The organism is Bartonella sp. TS25HLJMH (genome assembly GCF_042193505.1).
Taxonomy (GTDB): domain Bacteria; phylum Pseudomonadota; class Alphaproteobacteria; order Rhizobiales; family Rhizobiaceae; genus Bartonella; species Bartonella grahamii.
On record NZ_JBHILV010000004.1, the window covers coordinates 67,347 to 94,049 of the forward strand.

The following is a 26,703-nucleotide window of genomic DNA, read 5'->3' on the forward strand; positions in this document are numbered from 1 at the left end:
TCCTCATAAAGTGAATCTCAATAAATACAAGCTTTCCAGTATTTTTTCGCTGACTAATTACCTTTATGCTAGAAGCTTTTGAGCCGCTGCACGCGCTTCTTCAGTAATCTGTTCTCCTGCCAACATACGAGCAATTTCTTCTGCACGCTCATGCTCTTCCATTTTATGAATAGCAGTAAAAAAGCGTCCTTTATCATGACTCTCAATTTTTGAAATAAGAAAATGACCATGCGCTTTCGATGCGACCTGTGGAGCATGCGTAATAGCGAAAACCTGGACATGTTCTGATAAGCGTTGCAACCTTTGCCCAATAGCAGCTGCAACAGCACCCCCAACGCCTGTATCAATTTCATCAAAGATCAGCGTCGGTGCTGATCCCCGATCAGATAAAACAACTTTTAATGCCAACAAAAAACGAGACAATTCACCGCCAGAAGCCACACTAAGCATCGGTCCAGCACGTGTTCCAGGATTTGTTCGCACCCAATATTCAATACGATCACATCCCTCTGCACTCCGCTTTTCGATATCACTTTGCATTTCAACAATAAATTCAGCCCTCTCTAATTTCAATGCCGGTAACTCAGTCATCACGCTTTCAGATAAGTGCTTTGCAACCTCTTGACGTTTTATTGACAACGCTTGTGCTAACATATCATAATTTTTTTGTGCTTGTTTTGCCTCATCTTCAAAACGTGTCAATATAGTCTGAGCCTCTTCAAATTCAGCTAGTTCAGCATCCATCTTATCGCGTAACTGAACCAATTCATCCGCAGAAACTTGATATTTACGAGCAAAACCCCGAAGAGAAAAAAGACGCTCTTCTATCCGTTCCAATTCATCAGGTTCAAAATCTAATGCTCGTATTGCCGTCTCAATACCTTCTTGTGCTGTTGCAAGTGCATGCAATGCCTCATCAATAGATTTCACCACAGGTACAATAAGCTCTTGTGCCTCAGGAATTTTCCGCTCCAAACGCCTCACCAAATTAGAAAGCACTGGGATTGGTGATTTTTGACCCGTTAAAAGATCATCCGCTTCTTTAATATCCGTCGCTATTTTTTCTAATTTAAGCATATCGGCACGACGAAGAGAAAGAGTATCCTCTTCACCAACTTTAAAATCAAGCTTTTCAAGCTCTTCTACACACGCACGAAGATAATCAACCTCACGTACCGCGCTCTCCACTTTAAGACGCTGCCGTTGCAAACGCTCCTCAAATTCACGCCATGTGTAATAACACTGACGCAAATTTTCCACTTCATCCTCAAGACCACCAAAGGCATCTAATAATTGGCGATGTGTAGCAACATCAACAAGTGCACGATCATCATGTTGTCCATGGATTTCAACCAGCAAACGGCCAACACTTCTCATCAATGCAACACTAGACACCTGATCATTGATAAAAACACGGCTACGTCCATCACTTGATTGCACACGTCGTAAAATAATATCACCTTCATCATCAAGACCATTCTCACGAATAAGTTGACGTGCAGGATGTGAAACAGACACATCAAAAACAGCTGTGACCTGCCCGCGGTCAGCACCATGACGCACAAGCGAAGCATCACCCCGCCCCCCTAGAGCAAGTGATAAAGCATCAAGGAGAATAGACTTCCCCGCACCTGTTTCTCCAGTTAAAACCGTCAACCCCGCCGTAAAATGAATATCGAGCGTTTCGATCAAAACAATATTATGAATCGAAAGCTGTACCAGCATAGAGAATCAACGTACCCTCTTCTTATCACCACCTAAAGCATTTGAGATCCAAGAAGATTTATGCTCGCGTGGCGATATTTTATTCTTCTGCAAGAGATTATAAGAAAATTTATACCACTCACTTTTGGGATAGTTACGTCCTAAAATAGCTGCTGCCGTCTGTGCTTCCGCCGTTAAGCCGAGAGCAAGATTAACCTCAGTCAAACGGAAAAGTGCTTCTTCAATTTGATTTGTATCGGAATACTCTTCAACCACGGTACGAAACCGTCTACTTGCCGCAAGGTAGCGCCGCCCCTCTTCATAATAACGGCCAATCTGCATTTCTTTGCCAGCCAGCTGTTCGCGCCCAAAACGTATTTTATCTTTAGCATCCTTGACATATTCAGAATTAGGATAACGCTCTATAAGGAGCTGCATAGCAGCAATAGCGCGTTTCGTATCACGTTGATCACGCGTAACATCAGGAATCCGACGGAAAGAAGAAAGACCAATAATATAATACGCATAAGCCGAGTCAGTCGACCCTGGATAAAGAGTAATATAGCGTTGAGCCATACTAATTGAATCATCATACTTTCCGAGTCGATAATTAGTAAAAGCCCCCATGACTAAAGATTTACGCCCCCAGTCTGTATAAGCATACTGCTTTTCAATCTTCAAAAACTTCTTTGATGCATCCCCAAGCTTCCCACTCTCAAGGCTAGCAAGCGCCTGATTATATAAAACATCTGGTGGCTCTATTTTCAAAACATAAGCAGATGGATCAAGGGTATTTTTCTCTTTAAAGAGGCATCCCGCCAACATACAGGTGCTTCCCAAAAGCACCACCCCCAATATCTTGCGTACAATGTTAGATTTTCTATATGTCATATTTCCAATGCACACATGAGATTTTTTCATAGTTTTTCCGGCCTCCACAGAATATCACCTTGTAGCAAAAACAAGTTATAAAAGGTCTTATACCATATCACTTTAAAATCCACATAACCAATTTAGCAGTTTAGGTCAATCATCCCCTTAAAAATCAAATAAACGATAAAAAAATCTTGTCAATTTTTTTACTCTTTCTCTAAAAAGCTTTTTTCGTAATGTGATTCGTCTGCCAAAACAGCCTTCACCAATTGCGCATTAATTCTATGTCCACTACAATAAGAACGAAATAATCCAATAAAAGGCGCCCCAAGCAAAGCAGTATCACCAATCGCATCAAGCATCTTGTGCCGAACACATTCATTCTCCCAATAAGGACCACCGGGATTTAAAATTTTATCATTAAGATCGATAACAAGAGAATTTTCCAAAGAAGCGCCTCTCGCCTTTCCAGAAAGCCTTAATTTTTCCACGTCTTTGATAAAACCAAAAGTGCGCGCACGTGACAAATCATCTCTGAACCCTCGTGTGGTAAGATCAAAACTGAAATGTTGCTTACCAATAGCAGGAGAAGGAAAAGAGATCATTATATCAAAACGACGTCCATCGAATGGCAAAAGCTCTGCAACACCATGAGCTCCTTCAACCCGCAACGGTTTTTTTATAATGAAATAAGAACGCAACGCATCTTGCTGTACAATGCCAACGTCTTCAAAAGCTTGGCAATATAGCCACGCTGAACCATCCAAAATAGGAACCTCATTATGTGACACTTCAATAATAAGATTATCCAAATTATAAGCAGTAATTGCTGCCATCAAATGTTCAATTGTTTCAACCCTTACATCTCCATCTCCAAGTACCGTTGATAATTCAGTTTCTCCTGTTTGGGATGCATGGGCTTGAAATATTTTCTCTGTTCCATCTAATCCACAACGCTTAAAAATAATACCACACCCAACATCCGCTGGACAAACCTTTACCACTGACAAACAGCCACTGTGAACGCCAATCCCCTTAAATATTACTGCTTTTTTAAGAGTAGACTGATATTTTGGCACCAAATTTATCATATTATTTTATTGAATTGCTTTTACATCTTTTAACAAAAGTTATAAAACTATAAAAAGTATTCATAGTAAATAATAAAAAAACCGCTTACTATAAGCGGTTTTTTTAAAAACAAAGTATTTTATCCCAAAAATAGCAATATATTTTACTGTATAATTTTTGACTGATCATCAAAGAGGTAATAATTTTTCTTACTTTGCCTCATTTTTCATCAATTAATTTGCCTGACGACGTAAAAATGCTGGTATTTCCAACTGATCTTCTTCACTTATAAAAGTACGCTGATCTTGTGGTACCTGAGGGTGCAACTCACCAGAACGACGTGGAACATAAACAGAAGAATCTTGAGAAAGCGCCTGAGAATTTTTATTGTAAACATAAGACTCTTGCTGCTGAGACGATCTAACAGCAGGCTCCAGCCTCGCTTCTGGCTCTTCTTCTTCACGATGCGTTAAGCTCTGTTTCAAACGCTGCCAAAGATTACGAGGACCTTGATCAGTCACAGATGTTCTTTGACTTTGTCCATGAGCAACAGGAGGAAAATCCTTTAACTCAGGCATACGCATTGGAGAGCGCGCTTGCATTTGTTGTATTTGTTTTGGTTGCACTAGCTTTTCTTTTTGCTTCACAACCTCTGTCATCTCATCAAGAACATGCGCTGTTGCCTCCATACTCACAGGAGCCGTCATAGCCTGTTGAGAACCACGACTTACTTGCATACGAGGCACATTTGATCTCTGTTCCTGAACAGCATTTGAACCATACGCAACAGCATTCGTCGCACTTCGTGTCGTCATTGCTTCTGTAGGATGTGCAAAAATTTGACTTTTGGGACGGAACTGTTCTCCGGTTGATTTAGCCTTCTCTATTTCAAGTGATTCGATTACTTCTACCATTGACTCAGAACGCAGTGGCGATGACTGAACATGAAAAGAACTGTGTGACGTTCCAGGATCACTCTTGCGCATTGAAGAAGCAGGCCTTTGAAGCTGAGGATGAGAGGACTGAACCACATCACTAACTTCACGATCAATACCGGTGGCAACCACAGAAACACGAATAACACCTTCCAATGACTCATCATCAATAGCGCCAAAGATCACATTCGCATCAGCATCCACTTCTTCACGAATACGATTAGCAGCTTCATCAACCTCAAAAAGAGTCATATCACGACCACCCGTAATAGAAATCAGTAAACCACGCGCCCCACGCATAGAGGTATCATCCAACAATGGGTTTGCAATAGCAGCTTCAGCCGCAGCCAAAGCACGTCCATCACCAGATGCCTCACCCGTTCCCATCATGGCTCGACCCATTTCGTGCATAACAGAGCGAACATCAGCAAAATCAAGGTTAATCAAACCCTCTTTAATCATCAAATCCGTAATGGAAGCAACACCCGAATAAAGCACTTGGTCAGCCATAGCAAAAGCATCAGCAAACGTTGTCTTATCATTTGCAATACGGAAAAGATTTTGATTGGGAATAACAATCAATGTATCGACAGATTTTTGTAATTCTTCAATACCAGCCTCTGCCGTTTTCATACGACGTGCGCCTTCAAATTGAAACGGTTTTGTCACAACACCAACAGTCAAAATACCTTTTTCACGCGCTGCTCGAGCAACAACGGGAGCAGCCCCTGTTCCAGTCCCTCCCCCCATACCAGCAGTAATGAAAACCATATGAGAGTCTGCAAGATGATCGATAATTTCATCAATACATTCCTCTGCCGCCGCTTGTCCAACTTCCGGTAAAGCTCCAGCACCCAAACCTTCTGTCACAGCTGCCCCAAGTTGGATAACACGTTCAGCCTTTGACATAGCCAAAGCCTGTGCATCCGTATTTGCAACAACAAAGTCAACTCCCTGAAGACCAGCATTTATCATATTATTCACGGCATTCCCGCCACCACCTCCAACACCAAAAACGGTAATGCGTGGCTTCAATTCCGCGATATCTGGCCGATGCAGATTAATCGTCATTTTCTTTTCCTTCTCATAAGACACCGCAAGCCAAAGCGATGAAATTTATCCAACTAGACTTAACTAAAAACTCTCACGCAACCACTGACCGACACGCTGAAAATACCCACGCGTGCCCATCGATAAATGATTTCCTGCCGCCTGCATTGTTTTTTCTTCAAAACCCACCAATTGCGGATAAATTAACAACCCAACAGCAGATGTAAACGCCGCCCCTTTTGCAAGAGAAGGAAGCCTCGAAATACCTAAAGGCCGCCCGATACGAACATTTCTTCCCAATATAGTACGTGCCATTTCTGGCAATCCTGTTAACTGGCTTGCTCCCCCAGTCAAAATAACACGTTTACCAATGATATGACCAAAACCAGAACGATTTAAACAATCACGAACCATTTCTAAAATTTCTTCAACACGCGCACGAATGATACGCCCAAGAACCGCACGAGGATATTGAATTTCACGCTGTTCACTCCCAATTTCTGCTACATTAATCATTTGCCGCTCATCAGCACTTGTTAAAAGTGCTGAACCATAAATAACTTTTAAACGTTCCGCCTCTGTTAGAGACATAGAAAATCCGCGCGCAACATCAAGAGTGACATGATGCCCCCCAACAGCAAGAGCATCCGCATGAATAAATTTTCCCTCAAAAAACACTGAAAATGTTGTTGTTCCACCACCAAAATCAATACATGCAGCCCCTAAATGCGCCTCATCATTCATCAAGACAGCAAGACCACTTGCAAAGGGAGTAGCAACCATTGCTTCAACACTCAAATGTGCACGATTAATACAAGTTTCTAAATTACGCAAAGACGCTGTTTCAGCTGTTACCACATGCACGTCAACCCCAAATGTTTCCCCTGCCATTCCGACAGGATCAGAAATTCCTTTATCTCCATCCAATACATAAGAAACTGGAACTGAGTGCATAACATGACGTTCAGCATCAAAAGCTTTACGTGAAACATCTGAAAAGGCCATACGCATATCACGCTTGGTGACTTCACGGCCATTCAAATGGACTTTTCCATTAATCAAAGCACTTTGTAATCGACTTGAGGAAAAATTCACAATCACTGAATCCACCACCAAACCAGCCATTTTTTCTGCCGCATCAACAGCCAACCTTATTGATTGTTCTGCTGCAAACATATCCATGACAACACCAGATTTAATACCGCGTGAACGCTGCACTCCAAAGCCTAGAATTTCCGTAGAATGTGTACGACCATGTAAATAGTGCGCATGCTTCAAAGGACGCAAACAGGCAATAAGACAAACAATCTTACTTGAACCGACATCAAGAACCGTTAAAAAACGTGTTTTACGCCCTCCCAGATGATGTGATCTAAGCAACATCATGGGTTTCCTGCCTTTCGTGCCTTTAAAATACGTTCTTCTTCTTCTACAGTAGCATGATAACGCTCCAACGTTTCATCTGATAAAGAAACAGTAATTCGATCAGCAAGACGTAAATCAACACTGAGAATATCGCGAGATAAAAGATCTTGCATTGTACCGGACGAAACAAGAGAAGAAAGCCTTTCAAGGGCACCATTTTCAGGCAACATAACGCGCATTCCATTATCCAAAACAAGATCCCAACGTCGATCACCTACCCGCACAAAAGCACGAATACGATCATATACTTCCGGATAGACTGACAGCGCTTGAATAAACACTTTAGCAGCATTTTGTGCACCCTGCCCAACCACAAGAGGTAAATCCCGAACAATTTCCCCTTTAAAGGGCACAATGACACGACCTGTATTATCAACAATATCCACTATGCTATCATGTTGCCAAATAGCATAGGGTTCACGCTCCACGATGGAAATGCGCATTCTATTAGGATAAATTTTCTGAACATTAGCCGATTGCACCCAAGCCTGTTTTTCCAAAAGAGAACGTGCTCTTTCAACATCAAAAGTGAATATAGAAGGCGCAACATCAAGTTTTAAAATTTTAAAAATATCCTGCTTTGTCAAACGCTTATTGCCGCTTATATCGACATGAGTGACCACAAAACTACTATCTAATATGATCGTGTTTACGATCACAGCCATCTGACCACTTGATGAAAGTCCATAAAAAGCCGTAACAAAGAAAAACCATACCACCGCAAAAGAACCGAAATGGCGTGGAATATGAATATTGACAAAAACAAACTCAAACATAAACCGGAGGAAACGACGATAAAGACGTGGCAAAGCCGGCACTGAAAGCACCTCCATCGGAACATTTGTTTTATTAACATTCAACGCATACATGATGCGTCCTCCACCATCCATTGAACAATATCGCCGTAAGTACGGCCGCTCGCTTTTGCAATATCAGGAAGAAGAGACGTCGATGTCATACCGGGTTGCGTATTAATTTCAAGCCAAACCAATTCTCCCGTTTTCTCATCAAAACGAAAATCAGAACGGCTAACACCTCGACACCCTATCGCCTGATGGGCTGCTAAAGACATTCTTTGCACACTTTGGTAAATATTTAGTGAAAGTTGTGCAGGACAAATGTGAAGAGAACCACCCATTTTATATTTCGAGTCATAATCGTAGAATGGAAAGTGTTTATCGGGAAGAATTTCACACACATCCAGCACTTCATTCCCCAAAACAGCACAAGTCAATTCACGACCAGGAATATATTTTTCAATCATCACCTCATCGGCATACCCCCACTCAGCTCCCCCAATACTATGCGGCGGTGCTGCTTCATTTTCCTGGACAAGGACAACACCAAAACTTGATCCTTCACACACAGGTTTAATTACATAAGGAGGCTCCATGGGATGCGTTTGTCCCAAAGCAAAGCGGCTCATGATACGAGAAGGAGCAACACAAACCCCAACATTTGCAACGATAATTTTTGCACGTCCCTTATCCATTGCCAAAGCGGATGCCATCACACCAGAATGGGTGTAAGGAATTTTTAAATATTCAAGAATCCCCTGGATCCGGCCATCTTCACCAAATGGACCATGCAATGCATTGAAGGCAATATCGGGCTGTAACTGTTCAAGAACAGAAGCAATATGCGCGTCAACATCCACGCGGCTCACGCGATACCCCTGCAGCTCTAGAACATCAGCACAAGCCGCCCCTGAAGATAAACTTACAGACCGTTCAGAAGAAAAACCTCCCATTAACACAGCTATATGTTTATCTCTCATAATAAATCACCCTCTTTCGCATACTATATGTAGTCTATATAAAATACATCAGCACCACATACAGAAAAAACAAGGTTTATCCTTGCGAATCAATAACCTAGCATTTTGCATAATGAATCAGACTCAAAAGCCTGATGCAAGAGATTCTTTGTTAATTTATTGATTCTTAATAGAAATTTTTTATTATCTCTTTGAAATGACTCAATTTTTTATTTGCACTTTTTTAGTGAACAATAAATCAATGAAATGGATCAAAAGGAGAAACACTTCGACCACGCTCAAATTGACCAATACGCTCTATTTCCCATTGTAAAAGGTGGGCTGAATTTGCAAAAACACGCGCACGCACTGTTTCTCCCAATGCTTCAAGATCATATCCTGTTGCTTTCCCTGTATTAATCATAAAATTACAGTGCATTTCACTCATTTGAGCGCCACCAATCCGTAAACCACGACACCCTGCTTCATCAATCACGCGCCACGCAGATCCATTCTCAGGATTTTTGAAAGTTGATCCTCCTGTCTTTTCACGAATAGGTTGTACTGTTTCTCTGTGGAGGGAAACTTCATCCATAGCAGCACGAATATCATCTTTATTACCGAGTTTTCCTTCCAATAAAGCAGCTGTAAAAATAAAATCTTTAGGAATATCACAATGGCGATAAGAATAATGCATATCTTTCAAACTCAAGATATGACGTTGCCCTTTACGATCCAGCGCATAGACCTCAACAACACGCGCTGCGGTTTCAATACCATTCGCACCCGCGTTCATTTTGAGAGCTCCTCCAAGAGCACCAGGAATACCATGATAAAAATGAAAACCTGCAATTTCTGCCTTTAAAGCAGCAGCAGCTAAATGTTTATCCGCCGTACCAGCACCAACTAAAAAGCCTTTTGGAGAAACTTGCTGCACTTGCCCAAAATTTTTTGGAGAAAGACGAATCACAACACCAGGAACGCCCCCATCACGCACCAAAAGATTAGAACCGATACCGACAATTGTTACAGGAACAAATTCAGGCAAATTTTGAAGAAAGAGAGCCAAATCTTCTTCATCAACAGGCTGATAAAAAAGCTCTGCCAACCCGCCCGTGCGAAACCACGTTACCTTACGCATTTCAACATTAGGTGTAAGCTTGCCTCTCACGCCGCCCAACAGCGGTTGCAGTTGCGCCAATAGCGCCTCACCATCAATGTGCTGAAAATTTACCATGACCATCCAATACCGCTAACTGATGAGGCAACGCGCAAGCCCATTGTGTGATATTACCAGCACCAAGAAAAATAACATAATCCTCTGCCTGAGCAAATTTTGAGACAAGAGACACGACATCTTCCAGACTATGTATCAAGCGCACATCACGATGACCCGCCATTTTAATATGCTCTACCAATTCTTGAGAACCAAATCCAATAATAGGCTCTTCACCAGCCGCATAAACGGGCGTAATCAACACTGTATCTGCATCATTAAAACAAGCAGAAAAATCATCAAATAAATGATACAAACGTGAATACCGATGGGGTTGTGCAATCGCAATAACACGCCCTTTTGCACTCTCACGTGCTGCACGCAAAACAGCCTTTATTTCAACAGGGTGATGTCCATAATCATCAAATATTTCAATACCTCGCCAACTTCCTGTTCGCGTAAAACGCCGTTTTACTCCGCCAAATTCTGCTAAACCCCTTTTTATAGCTTCATTTGAAATGCCTAGTTCATGCGCAATAGCAATCGCCGCCGTTGCATTAGCAACATTATGCTGTCCTGCCATGGGTAAAAGCAAATTTTTCAACTCAATCTTTCTTCCTGTTTTGCGTGAGCGAATAAGAACATCAAAATGCGTTTTTTGACCATGCATCGAAAGATTAAGAAAACGAACATCCGCTTGTGGATTTGCACCATAAGTGATCACCCACCGATCATCAATACGGCCCGCCAATGACTGAACCTCTGGATGATCAAGGCACAAAACAGCAAAACCATAAAAAGGAACATTTTCTACGAATTGCCGAAAAGCCTCACGCACAGCATCAAAACTTCCATAATGATCTAAATGCTCAGCGTCAATATTAGTAATAACAGCAATATCAGCAGGCAGCTTTAAAAATGTACCATCACTTTCATCAGCTTCAACAATCATCCAATCGCCATCTCCTGTACGAGAATTCGTACCATAAGCATTAATAATACCGCCATTAATCACCACTGGATCAAAATGACCAGCATCAAGAAGAGCTGCGACCATTGATGTGGTCGTTGTTTTACCATGTGTACCACCCACCGCAATTGCACGCCGAAACCGCATCAGCTCCGCCAGCATTTCTGCACGTCTGACAAGCGGTAAATGTCTTTCCTTTGCAGCAATATACTCAGGATTTGTTTTTTTAACGGCAGTAGAAAAAACAACAACCTCTGCATTTCCTAAATTTTCAGCACAATGACCTATATAAACATTAATTCCTTTTCTCCGCAAACGTTCAACATTTGCACTCTCAACTTGATCTGACCCTTGAACTTTATAGCCAAGATTATAAAAAACCTCCGCAATTCCACTCATACCGATCCCCCCGATTCCGATAAAATGGATAACACCTATATCAAGTGGCATTTTCATTAAAAAGCTCCTCTTTTATATCTGACAACAATCGCCCTGCAATTAAGGATTCAGCCATATCAGCAAGGCAAAGGGTTGCATGAGGTTGCCCAACTTTTTTTGCAGCAAGCGCTTGTTTTTCTAATAAATGGGGCGCACAACAAGCGTGCATTAAAAGAGAAGAAAGCTTTTGTGCATTTAAATCTTTTTCTGATACAATTTGTGCACCACCTACACGAGCAAGCAAAGCTGCATTAGCGACCTGATCATGATCTAAAGCATGGGGATAGGGAACAAGCAAAGCAGGTCTACCAATCACCGCTATCTCACAAACAGATGAAGCCCCAGCGCGCGACAAAATAAAATGGGCATGTGCCATACGTTCAGCCATATCATCAAAAAAAGGAGCTACCTCTGCTTGTACACCCATATCACGATAGATTTTGATCAACCCTTCTGCTTCACCTCGGACTTGCTGCACAATTCGTAAACGTTTACGATTCTTATCATCGAATAAAGCAATAGCTTCTGGAACAATATGTGAAAAAGCAGAAGCCCCTTGGCTACCTCCAAAAATTAAAAAATGAAATGGCTCTTCACCAGTTGAGGAATGATAAGGAATTTTAGCCGCCTTCAACACAGCCTCACGGACAGGATTCCCCGTCAAAAGTATTTTATGAGCATAAGCGCCATTTGGCGACAACAAACCACCAGCGATTGCACGCACAAAAATTGCCAACACCCGATTGGCACGCCCCATAACAGCATTTTGTTCATGAATAAATGTTACACGCCTCGTTAAGGCCGCAATAAAAAGAGGAGGAAAGCTCGGATACCCCCCAAATCCTCCAACAAGAACAGGACGTAATTTATAAAACAACGCCAACGATTGCCCCATACCCCTTAGCAAAGACCAAAACGTCTTTATCAGAGCAAAAGGATGGCGTCGTATAAATGTTGCCGATGAAACGATATGAATATGCTCTTCATCAAAGCACCGAACAAAAGGTCGTGCTCTTTCATCTGTTATTAAATGAACATCATATCCACGCCGCCTTAATTCAACAGCAACTGCTTCAGCAGGAAAAAGATGTCCACCTGTACCACCAGCCACTAAAACAATAACTTTTTTATCATTCATAAGGGGTATCCAAGACAGAAGAGGAAGAAAAAGCTGAAAGGCGTGCTTCTGGCCAACGACGTGTTAAACTGAGCAAAATGCCCATTGAAAAAGCAATCGCCACCATTGAAGAACCACCATAAGAAATAAAAGGCAATGTCATGCCTTTTGGAGGAATTAAGTGAAGATTAACGGCCATATTAATAGCTGATTGAAAGCCAATCATCATTGCTATGCCAGTAATACCAAGACGTATAAAGGAATCACGTGTATTCATGGCTATATACAATGAACGCATAACGATAAAGCCAAAAAGCATCATAATTAACAAACAAAGAATAATACCATATTCTTCAGCAGCAACGGAAAATACGAAATCTGTATGGCTATCAGGAATGATACGTTTTACTGTTCCCTCCCCAGGACCTTGCCCAAACCAACCACCATTCAAAATAGCCTCACGTCCTACATCCACTTGAAAAGTATCCCCTTCACCTGTCAAAAAACCATTGATACGCTCACGCACATGATGCAGAAAAAGATAAGCTAAAATAATTCCTACAACGCCTAAAATGAGAAAGAGAAAAATAATGGTAAGAGGTACACCAGCAATAAAAAACAGCCCCCCCCATGTTGCACTTATTAAAACTGTTTGTCCAATATCAGGCTGCAAAACCAAAAGCACACAACAAATGGCATAAAGTAGAATCGCTAACGTATAACCCAGAATTCCCCTCCTGCGTATCTGTTCTGAAAAAAGCCAAGCGGACATAACCACAAAAGCTGGCTTCATAAACTCTGAAGCCTGTACAGAAAAACCAAATAGTAGAATCCACCTCCGAGCTCCCTTTAATTCTGGACCAAAAAATAAGGTTGCAACCATAAGAGCAAGCGTTACTACGAGCAAAAGAGCACATAAACGACGAATATTAGAAAGCGAAAAAAAAGAAATGGTAACCATCGTAAAAAATGCTGAAATGCTAAAAATGATATGCCACCGAACAAAATAAAAACTATCAGCAATTCCGATTTTTTTTGCAATAATAGGGCTGGCAGCAAAAGACAGCATAATGCCAATTCCCATTAAAATTAAACAAGCTGCAAAGATAGAGCGATCAATCGTCCACCACCAATTAGCAATTGGATCTCTATCTGCACGCGTAACCATGGTATCCACCTTATCCATTTTATAAATTATCTCAAAGTGATATGGTTCCCCAGCCTATTTAACAAACACTTTAAAAACTAAATTACACAACAAAAGATTCTGGAGTCTTAACGCAAAAATATTTTTTTATAACTGATGCTTTTTTTATTGTAACTGCATCACAAAAGAGACAAATTCTTCGCCTCGCATTTCATAATTTTTAAATTGGTCATAACTTGCACAAGCAGGTGACAAAAGAACCGTCACCTCTTTTTCCTTACAACCCATTGCGTCAACAGCTGCTTCACGCACCGCATTTTTCAAAGTTAAGCTCATAGAAAAGGGAAAAGCAGATCCAATAGTGCGAGCAAATTCTTCCGCCGCGCTCCCAATCAAATAGGCTTTACGAATTTTAGGAAAAAATTCTCTAAGAGACTCTATTCCTCCCTTTTTTGCCTGTCCCCCAACAATCCAAAAAATATCATTAAAGGTGGAAAGCGCAGGAGCTGTTGCATCTGCATTAGTCGCCTTGCTGTCATTGATAAACAAAACCGCCCCCATTTTACGCACCTGCTGCATACGATGATCCAGCCCTTTATAACTTGCTAAATGCTTGTTTATAGAGGAATCGGTTATTTTTAAAGCCTGCAACGTTGCTAATGCCATAAGGGCATTTTGCGCATTATGACGTCCGCGCAAAGCAGTCATAGACGCCAAATCTGCAAGCATATGACGCTGTCCTTGACAAACAGAAAAGAGCTTAGTCCCATCTGCATAAAAACCATTTTCAACAAAATGATCCTTGGAAATTGCCCCAATTTTCTTCCCTTCATGAAGTAACTGTTGATATAAAACCCTACAAGCTGCATCATCAACTGAAATAAAAGCATGAGAAGCCTGAGCAATCAGATGCCTTTTGGTTTGCACATAACAGGCAAAACTCCCATGTCGATCAATATGATCAGGTGTTAAATTCAATAAAAGTCCAATGGTCGGCTGAAGAGAGGGAGTAAGATCAATTTGAAATGATGAACATTCAATCACATAGATACGTTTTTTAACAAATGGCTTAAGCGTCAATATTGACTTTCCGATATTTCCCCCCATCTGCACATCATAGCCCATTTTTTCCAACAAATGCGCAAGTAAAGCCGTTGTGGTTGACTTCCCATTCGTCCCCGTAATCGCAATGAACGGAACATCTTGGTCACAAAAACCATAATGCTGTAAAAAATGATGGCGCGCACGAACAAATAATTCAATATCACCGATAATTTCTATATTTTTTTTTCGTGCTTTTTCAACAACCCAATGGGGTTGAGGATAATTTAAAGGAACTCCAGGAGCTACAATCAATGCAACAAATTCTGACCAATCTTCATAACGGAAATTTCGCGTTGGAATATTGTGCCGAAAAGCCATTTGCACGCTTGAAGGACTATCATCCCACGCCACCACTTCTGCACCGCCACGCATCAATGCTTGTGCCGTTGCTAGTCCAGACTTCCCTAATCCAAATAAAGCAACTTTTTGCCCTTTATAACACGCAACAGAAATCAAAATCTCACCGCAATTTAAGTGTTGAAAGACCAATAAGAGCAAGAACAATTGAAATAATCCAAAAGCGTATCACGACTTGGCTTTCAGTCCAGCCTTTTTTCTCAAAATGATGATGTATCGGTGCCATAAGAAACACTCGTTTTCTTGTTAATTTGAAATAACCAACCTGAATAACGACCGAAAAAGCTTCCACAACAAAAAGCCCACCAATAAGAGCCAAAACAATTTCGTGCTTCGTAGCGACCGCAACAGTCCCTAATAATCCTCCAAGAGCCAATGAACCAGTATCTCCCATAAAAATAGCTGCAGGGGGTGCATTAAACCATAAAAAACCAAGCCCTGCCCCAACAACAGCTCCCAATAAAACAGCCAATTCACCTGCTCCCGATACATAATGGATTTGGAGATAATCAGCAAAATTCATATTACCAGAAAGATAAGCAATCAGAGCAAAAGACAAGGCTGCAACCATCACAGGAACAATAGCAAGCCCATCAAGTCCATCCGTCAAATTAACCGCATTACCCGTCGCGACAATGACAAAAGCAGAAAAAGGAATAAAAAACCAGCCCAAATTGATAAGATAATCTTTCAAAAAAGGCAAAGCGAATCCAGATGAACCAATTTTCAGGATGACAAAAGCAGCAATTGCGGCAACACAAAACTCCAAACTTAACCGTGCTGTCCCAGAAAATCCTTTGTCTGTTTGTTTTGTGACCTTAAGATAATCGTCATAAAATCCAATTGCCCCAAAAGAAAGCATAACCAATAGCGATACCCAAAAATAAATATTCGATAAATTACACCACAAAAATGCCGATACTACAATGCCGGTTAAAATCATCAATCCACCCATTGTAGGTGTTCCAGCCTTTTTAAAATGTGTTTGAGGACCATCAGCACGAATCGGTTGCCCCTTACCCTGCCGCAATTTAAGAGAAGCAATGATGCTAGGTCCAAACAAAAAGACGATGAGCCCCGAAGTAAGCATAGCTGCTATCGTGCGAAAAGTAATATAACGAAATACATTCACACCTGGAAGCCAATCACTAAACGAAGAAAAAAACAGCATCATGGTACAAAAAACCTCTTAAAACTATGAAGAAACTGCTTTATAGCGATCAAGCAATGCAGTCACAATATTTGATGAACAAAGGCTATTGGATGATTTAACCATAAGCAGATCCCCAGAAGAAATTTCTGCTAAAAGAAGAGATAAAATTTTCTCAATATTTTCAGCATAATGAACCTTAACATCAGCAGACAAATCACTGACTAAAGATTTCATCGCCTCACCAAATAGAAAAACCGGATTAGCACCGGAAAGACGTATTGGCTTTATTAAATCACGATGAAGCTTTTCACTATACTCCCCTAACTCTAGCATATCTCCTAAAATAGCAATTCGCCGCCCCTCTTTACCGATTGGTCCTGTAGCAAGAAGCTCAAGCGCAGCACGCATAGAAGCAGGATTTGCATTATAGCTTTCATCGATGAGATAAAATTCACCCCCATTTGATAAAGACAGTCGATAACAAACACCTCGCCCCTTTTGAGAAGAAAAATGGCGAAAAGAAAGAAGAACAGGCTCTAACTCAACTCCCATAACATCACAAGCAGCAATAACCCCTAAACTATTTTGCACAATATGGCGTCCGGGAGCACCAATTTGAACCTCCCTATCCCGTTCCCTAATACTTACAATCATAGAAGAACGATCGGTTAGAAGACGTATATTTCGCGCTTGATAATCAGCATTTTTACTCTCACCAAAGCTTAAGATCTTCTTTACACCGCATTTCTTTGCTTTTTGAACGAGATAAGAAAAAAAATCACTATCCGCATTTAAAATGGCAATGCCTTTCTCATCTAATCCTTCAAAAATTTCAGCTTTTGCCTTTGCTATTTCTTCAAGATTTTTGAAAAAACCCATATGTCCTGCACAAATATGCGTAATGAGAGCAACATGCGGACAAACCAGTTTGACCAGAGGGCGAATTTCATCTTTATGATTCATACCAATTTCAAAGATACCATAATCACTCTCCATAGGCATCCGCGCTAAAGTGAGTGGAACCCCCCAGCAATTGTTTAAAGAAGCGAGATTCGCATGAACGTTCCCAGTCGTTGCAAGTGCTTGTTTCAAAGCTTCTTTTGTCGTTGTTTTTCCCACCGATCCTGTTATCGCGATAATCTTAGCTCTTGAACGTTTGCGTGCAGCTTGTGCAAGTTTTTCTAGGGCTTGCAAAACATCAGGAACAACAATAAGTGGAGCCGATATTTTTTTCATATCCCTCAAACGGTGTTCCGCAACAATAAGAACGCCTGCACCCCGTTCATAAGCTTGCGCAGCAAAATCATGACCATCAAGATGATGCCCCTTAATGCAGAAAAAAATATCACCTTCCGCAAGAGTACGGCTATCAATGGAAACCCCAGAAAAAGTTTCTGGCATACTTCCCATTACAACACCATTAATTGCAGCAACAAGTGCTTTCTTATCCCATAAAGCTGTCATTTCTTTCGGTCCTCGAGAGCTTCTATCGCTTTCAGACGATCTGAAAAAGGATAAGTTGTCTGCCCTATAATTTGGCCATCCTCATGACCTTTTCCAGCAATGATTAATGTATCACCAACTTTCAAAAGCCCCACCGCGTAAGAAATAGCCTCACCACGATCTGCTATCTCTATTGCTTTTGGCACTGCCTGTAAAATATCCTTGCGTATTTTTTCTGGCATTTCTGTACGAGGATTATCATCCGTTACAATAACAATATCCGCTTTATCCGCCGCAATTTTTCCCATCAAAGGTCTTTTTCCTTGATCACGATCTCCTCCACAACCAAAAACAACGATCAAACGCCCTTGCGTAAAGGGACGAACAGAAAGCAAAACCTGCTCCAAAGCTTCTGGTTTATGGGCATAATCAATATAAACAGGCGCATTATTTTCTGTCTTTCCGACAAATTCTAACCGCCCAGGTGCCCCCTGCAAAGTTTCAAGCGCAGAAAAAACCTTACGAGGTGAAACACCCGTTGCAATTGCTAACCCCGCTGCCATAAGCGCATTGGCTACCTGAAAATCTCCAGCCAAAGGCAAATCAAATGTATAAATATTATTTTCCACACGACACTCAATACACTGTTTTGAGCGTTGATGTTCAACACGATTAATCGTGATAAATTGCCCCTTACGACCAATTGTCAAGACACGACGGCGCGCTTGTGTAACAACATCGATAACCTTTTGTGAATAAACATCATCAGCAAAAATCAAAGCAGGAGCAGATACAGGCAAAAGTGTATCAAACAACTTCATTTTAGCCCGCAAATAATCCTCTACCCCCGTGTGATAATCCATGTGATCTCGCCCTAAATTGGTAAAGGCACCAGCCGTTAAACAAACTCCATCAAGTCGTCCTTGATCAAGCCCATGCGAAGAAGCTTCAAGAGCTGCATGAGTCACACCTTCATGAGAAATTTCACAAAGAAGACGATGCAAGGCAACCGGATCAGGTGTTGTGAGAGAACCATAAACATTCCGTTTAGGAGAAACAACCCCAACCGTTCCTATACTCGCAGCACAAAATCCAACATGAGTCCAAATTTGCCGAATAAAAGAGACAACAGATGTTTTACCACTTGTACCAGTCACAGCAACGACCATTTCAGGCTGAGAACCGTAAAAACGTGCAGCTGCCAACGCTAAACTATGACGAACATTGGAAACACGTAAAATGGGAACAGATAAATCTTCAAGAACAGCATGACAATCTGTAACAATTGCTCGTGCGCCACGCTTTATCGCAGCATCTATATAGTGTCTTCCATCACTTTTTTTTCCTTGAACAGCAACAAAAACATAGCCTGGCAAGACTTGTCGAGAATCTGCACTGATTCCTGTTATTTCCATTGAAGAAAGATTCTGATCTTCAAGACATTCTGTAAAAACTGTTCCAAACAACATAACGATGCACCTTTTATTACCGTTGTTTAACGAAACTTGAATTGTTCTTTTTACTTAAAAGAGGCTCATATTCTTTTTTAAAATCGGGTTTTACACCAAGAAAACTAGCTGTGCGACGAACAATATTAGCAAGCATTGGTCCAGCATTCATCCCCGCTGTTGCTGAACGCTGTCCCTCTGCAGGCTTTGGTTCATCAATAATTGTTAAAACAACATAAACAGGATCATCAATAGGAAAAGCAGCAAGAAAACTATTGAAGTTTTTTGTTTTAGAATATTTTCCATTTTCAACTTTTTCAGCTGTTCCTGTCTTACCACCTATACGATAACCTTCGACTTTTGCATTACGTCCAGAACCAATATCACTATTTAATTTATAAAGGTAACGCATATTTTGACTTGTTTTAGCCTGCAAAACCCGTTTTGCATGGTGCAAAGTTTGTCCTTTTGTACGTTTTAAAAATGTCGGAGCAATTAACCAACCACCATTCATTAAAGCAGCTGCCCCGACAGCTGTTTGCAAAGGTGTTGTTGCCATACCATGCCCAAAAGAAATCGTCATAGAATGGATATCCTTCCAATGATGTGGCACAATAGGATGAGCAACTTCAGGCAACTCTGTTGTAAGACGATCCAGTAACCCAAGTTTTTGCAAAAAACCACGATGTTTATCAATCCCTATCGCCAATGCCTCTTTAGCAGAACCAATATTGGAAGAATAAATAAAAACCTCCCATAACGTTAAGGGACGATTTTTCCCATGAAAATCATGAATAGTATACCCACTACTTGCTTTTATTGGCTTTGAAGCATCAATAATACTGTTTAAATGAAAAATATCAGAATCAAGAGCCATGGCGGTTGTAAAACTTTTAATGATCGATCCCATTTCAAAAGCTCCTGCCGTCATCCGATTGAGACGATCACTTTTTAAAGCTTCAATAGGATTTCCAGGATCAAAATCTGGTAGTGATGCCAAAGCCAAAATTTCCCCCGTATGTATATTTAAAATAATAGCTCCTGCAGCAATTGCCCTATAACGCTTCATAGCCTGAATAAGTTCATCATGAACAATTGCCTGAACACGCACATCAATCGAAAGCTGAACTTGTTTTAATGATTCTTCCATGGCAAGACCAGCGGCACGCAAAGCACTCAACCCCGCATCATCAATATATTTTTCCATACCTGCAATCCCCTGATTATCAACATTCACCATACCGAGAATATGGGAAGTTACAGGTCCATCAGGATAAAAACGACGAATTTCAGTCCGAAAACCAATTCCTGGTATACCAAGAGCCATAATTTTCGTCTTTTGCATTGGTGTTAACCCACGCTGTATCCAAGAAAAACCAGATTTTCTTTTTAAGCGCTTATAGGTTTCCTGCCAATTAAGATCAGGCAAAACTGTTGAGAGCAATTCAATTGTTTCATCCACATCAATAATACGTCGTGGCTCAGCAAAAAGTGAATACGTTTTAATATCTGTTGCCAATAAACGACCATTACGATCAACAATATCAGGACGTGCCATCAATTGAAGAACTCCTGGCCCCTTTGCTTCTTCAATCTGTCCACCTTCCAACCCATAAGAAATAAGGCAAGCCCCCATGATGCTATATAAAATTAAAAAGCAGAACAACGAAAAAAGCAAACGTGGACGACTAGAATAGGGACGACGAACAGAAACATTATGATTATTCAACGAATTCTTTAAGCGCTTTTTCTTCTGTGAGAATAAAAAAGTCGATTTCATTACTGCGCGCCTTTTTGGACAACACCATTTATCTGAGAAGCCCGATTATTTGTCAAAATATCCTGATTATCTTCCAAAATATTTTGTTTAATCACTTCTTCAATTTGATCACGTATCCGTACCGGAATATCTTTAAACGCCACGATTTGACGCGGCTGTATAACCTCTAACTCAAGTTCTTTTTGATAACGTTTTGCAAGTTTTTGCATGCGTGAAGGCCTTATCATCACAGCCCACTCAGCACGAAGCAAACTTACCGTATTTTTTGCTGCAGCAATTTCATGCTCAAGATGACGAACTTCGTTCATTCGTTTTTGAACATCATATTTTACTTTATAAGTAAGACCTGCCATACAAATCATAATCATCACTAAGATCATATCAAATGTACGAAAAACTGTCATTTCTTGCCGCCTTCAAAACTGGCAATCTCTGCTAAACCAAATAATTTCATATCTGCTGTAAGAGCCTCTGCTTCAGTTCGTACACCAATACGCAACCGCGCAGAACGTGAACGAGGATTTTGCTGTAACTCCTCTTCACTTGCAGTTATCCCCCCTTTAAACAAAGGAAAAAATGTTGCTGGAGCCGTTTTTATTTCAGGAAGATAACGTGATCTCATACATTCTCCAGAACGAACTGAAAAAAATCTTTTGACCATACGATCTTCAAGAGAATGAAAACTGACAACGCCCAAACGACCTCCCGCTTTTAAAACGCGTTCAGCAGCAAATAAACCACATGCCAATTCACCAATTTCATCATTAACATATATACGAAGAGCCTGAAACACACGTGTTGCCGGATGAATACGATCTCCCGGCTTACGTCCTATCAACGCTTCGATAGCATACGCCAAATCACCTGTACGCAAAAAAGGCTGAACAACACGACGCTTTTCAATCATCCGTGCAATTCGCCCCGCATAACGCTCTTCTCCTAATATCTTAAAGATACGTGCCAAATCCCTTGCTTTTAAGTGATTTACAACATCGCTGGCTGTAAAACCAGTCTGAGCCATTCGCATATCCAATGGACCATCTTTTTGAAAAGAAAATCCCCTTTCAGCTTCATCAAGCTGCATTGAAGAAACACCAATATCCAAAATAACTGCATCCACCTTCTCTTCAACGACACAATCGAGCTGTGAAAATGCCATATGGACCAAACGAAGGCGTGGAAAAAATTCTTCAACAAGCGATTGTCCTGCACTAATCGCATGAGGATCACGATCAAGAGCAATCACCTCCGCTCCTGCCTTTAACAAAGCGCGCGTGTAACCACCAGCACCAAAGGTGCCATCAATCACTTTTGCTCCAACCAATGGCATAAGCCCAGCCAAAACTGGCTGCAACAACACTGGAATATGGCGCTCAGCTCTTTGATCCTGCTTTATCAAAATAATCCGTCTTGAAGTTATGCTGTCTCAAATCAACAGCTCTCTCATAGCAACTGATTTTAGAATAACCTAGCCTTCAACTTTCATATTAATCACAATGAACGAAAAAACTAAAGTTATCCCAAGACAGATCCTAACGCATTATACTTAAAGAAATGTTATAATTTTTTAAAACACTCTTTGCTCAAGTGTCCATTTCAAACACATAGACTCCATAAAAGACCATATATAATCGATCTTATAAAATATCGCGTATCATCATGAAATATCAGTCGGCCTATAAGCCGGGTTCTGTAGAGTAAAGCTTACACTTTACATGGCAACCATTCATCTGGGACGGATGTTACCATCCGCCTCGTGCAACCTACCCGAATGACTCGCCCGGAAATCGGCTGCAAATTAAATTTTGCACGTCATTTCTATTTGGTCTTGCTCCCGGTGGGGTTTACCTTGCCACATTCATTACTGAATGCGCGGTGGGCTCTTACTCCACCCTTTCACCCTTACCTATAAAAATAGGCGGTTTACTTTCTGTGGCACTTTCCCTAGGGTCACCCCCGCCGGGTGTTACCCGGCACCGTCTTTCCATGGAGCCCGGACTTTCCTCACCTGCCGCATTTCAGCATTAGACAAGCGCGGCTGCCCAGCCGACTGACGCATTAATTTATAAAACATTTTCTGCTCCATGAAAATAGCATCTTAAAATATTTTATAGCAAACCTGTCTAAAAAGATGTTTTTATTTTAATGAAGCTAGATAAGTTTTTACTTTTGCGCAATATTTCGCCGAAATGGAATTCATTTTTTTTGCAGCATGACCTGCGTTATATTTAAGGATTGTACCACACGTACTTCCGCCACTGAGTTTATACGCCCGTGCCAAATAACGCATACCATATTCAAGATTGGTCGCAGGATCGTACAAATCCTGTACAGAACCACTAAAGCCCAACCCTCGTGCCGTAGAGGGTTTAATTTGCATCAAACCTATTTCGCCAGCAGCCCCCTTTATACCTGCCTTATAATTACTTTCAACTTTTACAACAGCATGTGCTAAATTAACGGGAACATTATATTTATTCGCAAGTTTCTGAATAAGAAACTCATAAGGACGATCAGGAATCTTAGAAGCAACAATCACTGAGACTTCTCCTGATTCCGCAACATTTAAGACACTATGAGTCCAACTTATATCAAATACAAAAAATACAGCACACGCTGTATTTAACAAGATTTTCAAAAATTGCATTTTCTTTCTCTTCACTCAAACATTCTCAAATTCTAGGCGCAAATAATTTGCAAACGTATTGTACAAAAAAAGAAAGCAAAAGAACGGCTTGAAAAAGGAAAGAGTAAGACAATTTCAAGATAAAATTCTGCAATAAAAGAAAATCTCTTTATGCACAAATTATAGATTTATCTATATCATAAAATAAAAAAAATAAAGAGACTATAATTAATCTTATAGCGTATTAAATAAAATGATATAATCTGTAAATTTCTGCTATCACTGTTGTATAACTCAATTTTTATATTAAAAAATAGCATCTTAAAAAGAGACAAGAACATCTCTTTACCGAAGATCCTCAATATAAAAAAAGTTTCACAAAAAATATAAACCGTTATCAACGCTTCTCTCTGGTTAATAAACACCCACAGCACTCTTTATATCCGATAAAACCCCAACAAATCATAAAACAAATCCCTACCCCCATCATTGCGCATAAAGATTCATAAACATACTAAAACCATCACACTCTTTACCAATTCAAAATATTGCAACAGACTTTTAGCTATCAAGATGCCTCAAAGAAGCTTTTATCCACACAAGCCTCCCACTTGTCGTCCACAAGAAACTGATTTTGATTTTTTCACCATGAATAAATTTAAAACGAGAGAATTTTACAATTCTTAAGATTCTCACTCAATATGAAAGTGACAAATTATTATTATAAAACAATATGCTAAAAAAGTTATATCCGTCTTTGTCTCTACAACAAAGCTTAACAATTACTTTTATCTGTTTTTTGAAAAATGTTAGAAAACTTAATACCCTCAAAGCCTTTTTAAATGAAAATAGACCTCTCATCTTCATTCAAATATTTTTTCTTTGTCACAGACTATCATCTTATCAGCCTTGCACCTCATTTTCAGAAATCATACAAGTGAATAAATATCCTAAAACCCGTAGAACAAAGAAATCTTAAATCCTTTAAAATTTTCTATTTGCCTATATCAAATAAAAAAAATAACTGGCATATAAAATACGATTAACGCGTTTTATTATAGTCAATACTGCTTTTGCCATTGTAGCGATTGATAATGCAATTAACTTGACCAACACCCTTAGTAGACTTGCTATCACTCCTGTAATGATTACAACATTATCCTTATACTCCGATTGCTTACCTTTTGAGTAAGATAAACTTTGCTAATTATCCTACAAATTGATTATCTCCTCGCACTTTTCAAAAATTCATGAAAAGCTCTTGCTGCTTAAAATAAAACCCGAAAGCGCGATTAAAAAAACAGCTAAAAATAAGCATTAGCAATGGAAGGACGAGAAATCGCTTTTGAAAGAGCCATAGCAACAGTTTCACCAGATTTGTGAGCCTGCTCACGACTCTGACCACTTTTAAAAGCAAGCGCAATTACATCACGACGCAGCTGCGCAATAAACAACTCTTGCTGTTGAGGACTCATCTTAGAAAGATGCTTGATAATATCTGGAAAAGATACAGACAATCTCTCTAACAACTCCTCCTCTGTTACATCAAGCTTCTGAGAAGAAAAAGAAGAGCGGCCGGAAAAAAACTGATAAACAGCACCGCTTCGAGAAGCAAAAAAGACAGCGCCAAAAATAAAAAATACAAATAAAATAAAAACAATACGACGCGAAAAAGATTCCATTATCTCTTACCTAAAGATCACAGAACACAAACATAGATTCCTTTTATGATTCTCCTTATAGCATTCAACGATGCCTCAATAAAGAAAAATCAAATTATTGAAAATGAATACGCTAACACGATCCGCCCAACAAGACCTGCCCCTCTATGTATTTAGGTAGTATAGGCGAAACAATAACAGATCTTACACTTCCCCCCTAATAACACACTACAACATCCCCAAAACAATTATAAAAAGCCTGACTGAGGAAATCCTCAGTCAGGCCAGACAATCTAGGGGATCCACGCGGGGGGGGGGGAGGAGGTTCCCCGATCGTCCTCTCACATCAACCACTAAGATAGCCGATGCAATATTCTTGCTATGGAATAAAATTCTTTAAACAACAAGAAATTCTTATCATCTTCTACGCAAAAAAACATAAAAGAGTTATAAATTGTTTAAAAATGTTTAAATTTAGGCAAAAAAAGTTTAAAATGACCCAATTTGAAGCAATTTTATTTCAAGAAGCATCAATTGGAATCTACGATCATTATAACTTTTAAATAGTTTCTTTCATAACTCTGATGATCATAATTAAAAAAACGTAATTTCTACGTATCCACCCTATAAAAATCAAACTATGTAAAAGTAGAATCACTTTTCCAACAGCAATCACCACAAAAAGAAAAATGTAGATTTTTAAAATCTTACACAAATAACCGTAAAAAATGAAAAACATCTTCTTGCAAGAAAACAATAAATTAGAGAAATAAAATCTTATCTATCTTCATAAAAAATTCTGTAAATGATTATTAAAATATTGTCGCATCTCTCATGTAACAATCAATGAAGAATTTAAACAGCTTAATTTTATGAAAAAATAAGAACTCTAAAGGTATTTGTTTCGAATCACGTCCTATAATCGTTCCAAATAACGATAAACTATTTTACAATAACCAACAGTCTCTAACGCATTTTAACATAACAAACCGAGATCAATACAGACAGTTTCTCTTAATCTCTATCATTTAAATGATCCCGTAAAATAATACACAAAGCAGTTTCTATGCTCAAAAATTGTGATAGTCTGTTCTTCTAACGTAAACAATTCATTGATTTACAATCATAACTCATCATTTTCAACTTACATGAAAGATCTCAAGAACGTAAGATTCCCTTATTTTCAATCTTCGTCTATTGAATAAATGAATAGCCATACTATGGCACATCACAAACAAGAAGAAACATAAAACGATGATGCCCTATCAATTTTACGCTATCCTCACGGGCTGCATCATAAGATGAGCAGCAAGCATAAAAAGAAAGAAAATCACTTTTGGCAAGAAAAATGAACTTATTTAATAGCCCTTTTAATAACCTTCATACTTCTCATGATAAAGAGATACAAAACTTTAGTGTAATATCACGC

General features: G+C 39.9%; 20 protein-coding genes and 1 other RNA gene. All 21 read right to left on the minus strand.

Features of this window, described 5'->3' with window-relative positions; translation table 11 throughout:
- Positions 1-63 precede the first annotated feature (63 nt).
- Complete coding sequence (gene recN, locus ACFINF_RS03115; protein WP_375619630.1) at positions 64-1,725, minus strand: DNA repair protein RecN; 1,662 nt, start codon at positions 1,723-1,725, stop codon at positions 64-66.
- A gap of 6 nt (positions 1,726-1,731) precedes the next feature.
- Positions 1,732-2,625 (minus strand): outer membrane protein assembly factor BamD, encoded by an 894-nt coding sequence (locus tag ACFINF_RS03120; RefSeq protein ID WP_375619631.1) that lies wholly within the window; start codon positions 2,623-2,625, stop codon positions 1,732-1,734.
- A 158-nt stretch (positions 2,626-2,783) separates the two neighbouring features.
- Positions 2,784-3,668: a UDP-3-O-acyl-N-acetylglucosamine deacetylase gene (lpxC, locus tag ACFINF_RS03125; protein ID WP_375619632.1), complete on the minus strand. Its 885-nt coding sequence runs from the start codon at positions 3,666-3,668 to the stop codon at positions 2,784-2,786.
- Between the two features lie 213 nt (positions 3,669-3,881).
- Entirely contained in the window at positions 3,882-5,654 is a 1,773-nt protein-coding gene (ftsZ, locus tag ACFINF_RS03130; protein ID WP_375619633.1) for a cell division protein FtsZ, read from the minus strand.
- 63 nt (positions 5,655-5,717) lie between these two features.
- The gene (gene ftsA / locus ACFINF_RS03135) at positions 5,718-7,019 is read right to left on the minus strand and encodes a cell division protein FtsA (RefSeq protein ID WP_375619634.1); all 1,302 of its coding nucleotides are present in this window, start codon (positions 7,017-7,019) and stop codon (positions 5,718-5,720) included.
- The gene (locus tag ACFINF_RS03140) at positions 7,016-7,927 is read right to left on the minus strand and encodes a cell division protein FtsQ/DivIB (protein ID WP_375619635.1); all 912 of its coding nucleotides are present in this window, start codon (positions 7,925-7,927) and stop codon (positions 7,016-7,018) included. The genes ftsA and ACFINF_RS03140 overlap by 4 nt, the downstream gene beginning before the upstream one ends.
- Positions 7,915-8,835 (minus strand): D-alanine--D-alanine ligase, encoded by a 921-nt coding sequence (locus ACFINF_RS03145; protein WP_375619636.1) that lies wholly within the window; start codon positions 8,833-8,835, stop codon positions 7,915-7,917. The genes ACFINF_RS03140 and ACFINF_RS03145 overlap by 13 nt, the downstream gene beginning before the upstream one ends.
- Before the next feature lie 238 nt (positions 8,836-9,073).
- Complete coding sequence (murB, locus tag ACFINF_RS03150) at positions 9,074-10,051, minus strand: UDP-N-acetylmuramate dehydrogenase (RefSeq protein WP_375619637.1); 978 nt, start codon at positions 10,049-10,051, stop codon at positions 9,074-9,076.
- On the minus strand, positions 10,029-11,456 hold the full coding sequence (gene murC, locus ACFINF_RS03155) for a UDP-N-acetylmuramate--L-alanine ligase (RefSeq protein ID WP_375619638.1): 1,428 nt from the start codon (positions 11,454-11,456) through the stop codon (positions 10,029-10,031). Before murC ends, murB begins: the two co-directional genes overlap by 23 nt.
- Positions 11,440-12,576, minus strand: a complete 1,137-nt coding sequence (gene murG / locus ACFINF_RS03160; RefSeq protein WP_375619639.1) for an undecaprenyldiphospho-muramoylpentapeptide beta-N-acetylglucosaminyltransferase — start codon at positions 12,574-12,576, stop codon at positions 11,440-11,442. Before murG ends, murC begins: the two co-directional genes overlap by 17 nt.
- A complete protein-coding gene (locus tag ACFINF_RS03165; protein ID WP_375619640.1) occupies positions 12,569-13,723 on the minus strand; it encodes an FtsW/RodA/SpoVE family cell cycle protein in 1,155 nt (384 codons plus the stop codon). Before ACFINF_RS03165 ends, murG begins: the two co-directional genes overlap by 8 nt.
- A 144-nt stretch (positions 13,724-13,867) precedes the next feature.
- Positions 13,868-15,262, minus strand: coding sequence for a UDP-N-acetylmuramoyl-L-alanine--D-glutamate ligase (gene murD / locus ACFINF_RS03170; RefSeq protein ID WP_375619641.1), 1,395 nt, complete (start codon positions 15,260-15,262; stop codon positions 13,868-13,870).
- A 4-nt stretch (positions 15,263-15,266) separates the two neighbouring features.
- Positions 15,267-16,337: a phospho-N-acetylmuramoyl-pentapeptide-transferase gene (gene mraY, locus ACFINF_RS03175; protein WP_375619642.1), complete on the minus strand. Its 1,071-nt coding sequence runs from the start codon at positions 16,335-16,337 to the stop codon at positions 15,267-15,269.
- A gap of 21 nt (positions 16,338-16,358) precedes the next feature.
- Positions 16,359-17,780 (minus strand): UDP-N-acetylmuramoyl-tripeptide--D-alanyl-D-alanine ligase, encoded by a 1,422-nt coding sequence (gene murF / locus ACFINF_RS03180; protein WP_375619643.1) that lies wholly within the window; start codon positions 17,778-17,780, stop codon positions 16,359-16,361.
- The gene (locus ACFINF_RS03185) at positions 17,777-19,228 is read right to left on the minus strand and encodes a UDP-N-acetylmuramoyl-L-alanyl-D-glutamate--2,6-diaminopimelate ligase (RefSeq protein ID WP_375619644.1); all 1,452 of its coding nucleotides are present in this window, start codon (positions 19,226-19,228) and stop codon (positions 17,777-17,779) included. The genes murF and ACFINF_RS03185 overlap by 4 nt, the downstream gene beginning before the upstream one ends.
- A 16-nt stretch (positions 19,229-19,244) precedes the next feature.
- On the minus strand, positions 19,245-20,987 hold the full coding sequence (locus tag ACFINF_RS03190) for a peptidoglycan D,D-transpeptidase FtsI family protein (RefSeq protein WP_375619645.1): 1,743 nt from the start codon (positions 20,985-20,987) through the stop codon (positions 19,245-19,247).
- Positions 20,987-21,391 (minus strand): hypothetical protein, encoded by a 405-nt coding sequence (locus tag ACFINF_RS03195; RefSeq protein ID WP_375619646.1) that lies wholly within the window; start codon positions 21,389-21,391, stop codon positions 20,987-20,989. Before ACFINF_RS03195 ends, ACFINF_RS03190 begins: the two co-directional genes overlap by 1 nt.
- Entirely contained in the window at positions 21,388-22,386 is a 999-nt protein-coding gene (rsmH, locus tag ACFINF_RS03200) for a 16S rRNA (cytosine(1402)-N(4))-methyltransferase RsmH (RefSeq protein WP_375619647.1), read from the minus strand. Before rsmH ends, ACFINF_RS03195 begins: the two co-directional genes overlap by 4 nt.
- Before the next feature lie 264 nt (positions 22,387-22,650).
- Positions 22,651-23,041, minus strand: an RNA gene (gene rnpB / locus ACFINF_RS03205) — RNase P RNA component class A.
- Positions 23,042-23,124: 83 nt separating this feature from the next.
- The gene (locus ACFINF_RS03210) at positions 23,125-23,634 is read right to left on the minus strand and encodes a lytic transglycosylase domain-containing protein (RefSeq protein ID WP_375619648.1); all 510 of its coding nucleotides are present in this window, start codon (positions 23,632-23,634) and stop codon (positions 23,125-23,127) included.
- A gap of 1,283 nt (positions 23,635-24,917) precedes the next feature.
- Positions 24,918-25,295: a hypothetical protein gene (locus ACFINF_RS03215; protein ID WP_375619649.1), complete on the minus strand. Its 378-nt coding sequence runs from the start codon at positions 25,293-25,295 to the stop codon at positions 24,918-24,920.
- Positions 25,296-26,703: the final 1,408 nt, after the last annotated feature.

Coding starts and splice junctions, on each gene's coding strand:
- recN (WP_375619630.1), bottom strand. CDS start 1,725: ATGCTGGTACAGCTTTCGATTCATAATATTGTTTTGATCGAAACGCTC.
- ACFINF_RS03120 (WP_375619631.1), bottom strand. CDS start 2,625: ATGAAAAAATCTCATGTGTGCATTGGAAATATGACATATAGAAAATCT.
- lpxC (WP_375619632.1), bottom strand. CDS start 3,668: ATGATAAATTTGGTGCCAAAATATCAGTCTACTCTTAAAAAAGCAGTA.
- ftsZ (WP_375619633.1), bottom strand. CDS start 5,654: ATGACGATTAATCTGCATCGGCCAGATATCGCGGAATTGAAGCCACGC.
- ftsA (WP_375619634.1), bottom strand. CDS start 7,019: ATGATGTTGCTTAGATCACATCATCTGGGAGGGCGTAAAACACGTTTT.
- ACFINF_RS03140 (WP_375619635.1), bottom strand. CDS start 7,927: ATGTATGCGTTGAATGTTAATAAAACAAATGTTCCGATGGAGGTGCTT.
- ACFINF_RS03145 (WP_375619636.1), bottom strand. CDS start 8,835: ATGAGAGATAAACATATAGCTGTGTTAATGGGAGGTTTTTCTTCTGAA.
- murB (WP_375619637.1), bottom strand. CDS start 10,051: ATGGTAAATTTTCAGCACATTGATGGTGAGGCGCTATTGGCGCAACTG.
- murC (WP_375619638.1), bottom strand. CDS start 11,456: ATGAAAATGCCACTTGATATAGGTGTTATCCATTTTATCGGAATCGGG.
- murG (WP_375619639.1), bottom strand. CDS start 12,576: ATGAATGATAAAAAAGTTATTGTTTTAGTGGCTGGTGGTACAGGTGGA.
- ACFINF_RS03165 (WP_375619640.1), bottom strand. CDS start 13,723: ATGGTTACGCGTGCAGATAGAGATCCAATTGCTAATTGGTGGTGGACG.
- mraY (WP_375619642.1), bottom strand. CDS start 16,337: ATGATGCTGTTTTTTTCTTCGTTTAGTGATTGGCTTCCAGGTGTGAAT.
- murF (WP_375619643.1), bottom strand. CDS start 17,780: ATGACAGCTTTATGGGATAAGAAAGCACTTGTTGCTGCAATTAATGGT.
- ACFINF_RS03185 (WP_375619644.1), bottom strand. CDS start 19,228: ATGTTGTTTGGAACAGTTTTTACAGAATGTCTTGAAGATCAGAATCTT.
- ACFINF_RS03190 (WP_375619645.1), bottom strand. CDS start 20,987: ATGAAATCGACTTTTTTATTCTCACAGAAGAAAAAGCGCTTAAAGAAT.
- ACFINF_RS03195 (WP_375619646.1), bottom strand. CDS start 21,391: ATGACAGTTTTTCGTACATTTGATATGATCTTAGTGATGATTATGATT.
- ACFINF_RS03210 (WP_375619648.1), bottom strand. CDS start 23,634: ATGCAATTTTTGAAAATCTTGTTAAATACAGCGTGTGCTGTATTTTTT.
- ACFINF_RS03215 (WP_375619649.1), bottom strand. CDS start 25,295: ATGGAATCTTTTTCGCGTCGTATTGTTTTTATTTTATTTGTATTTTTT.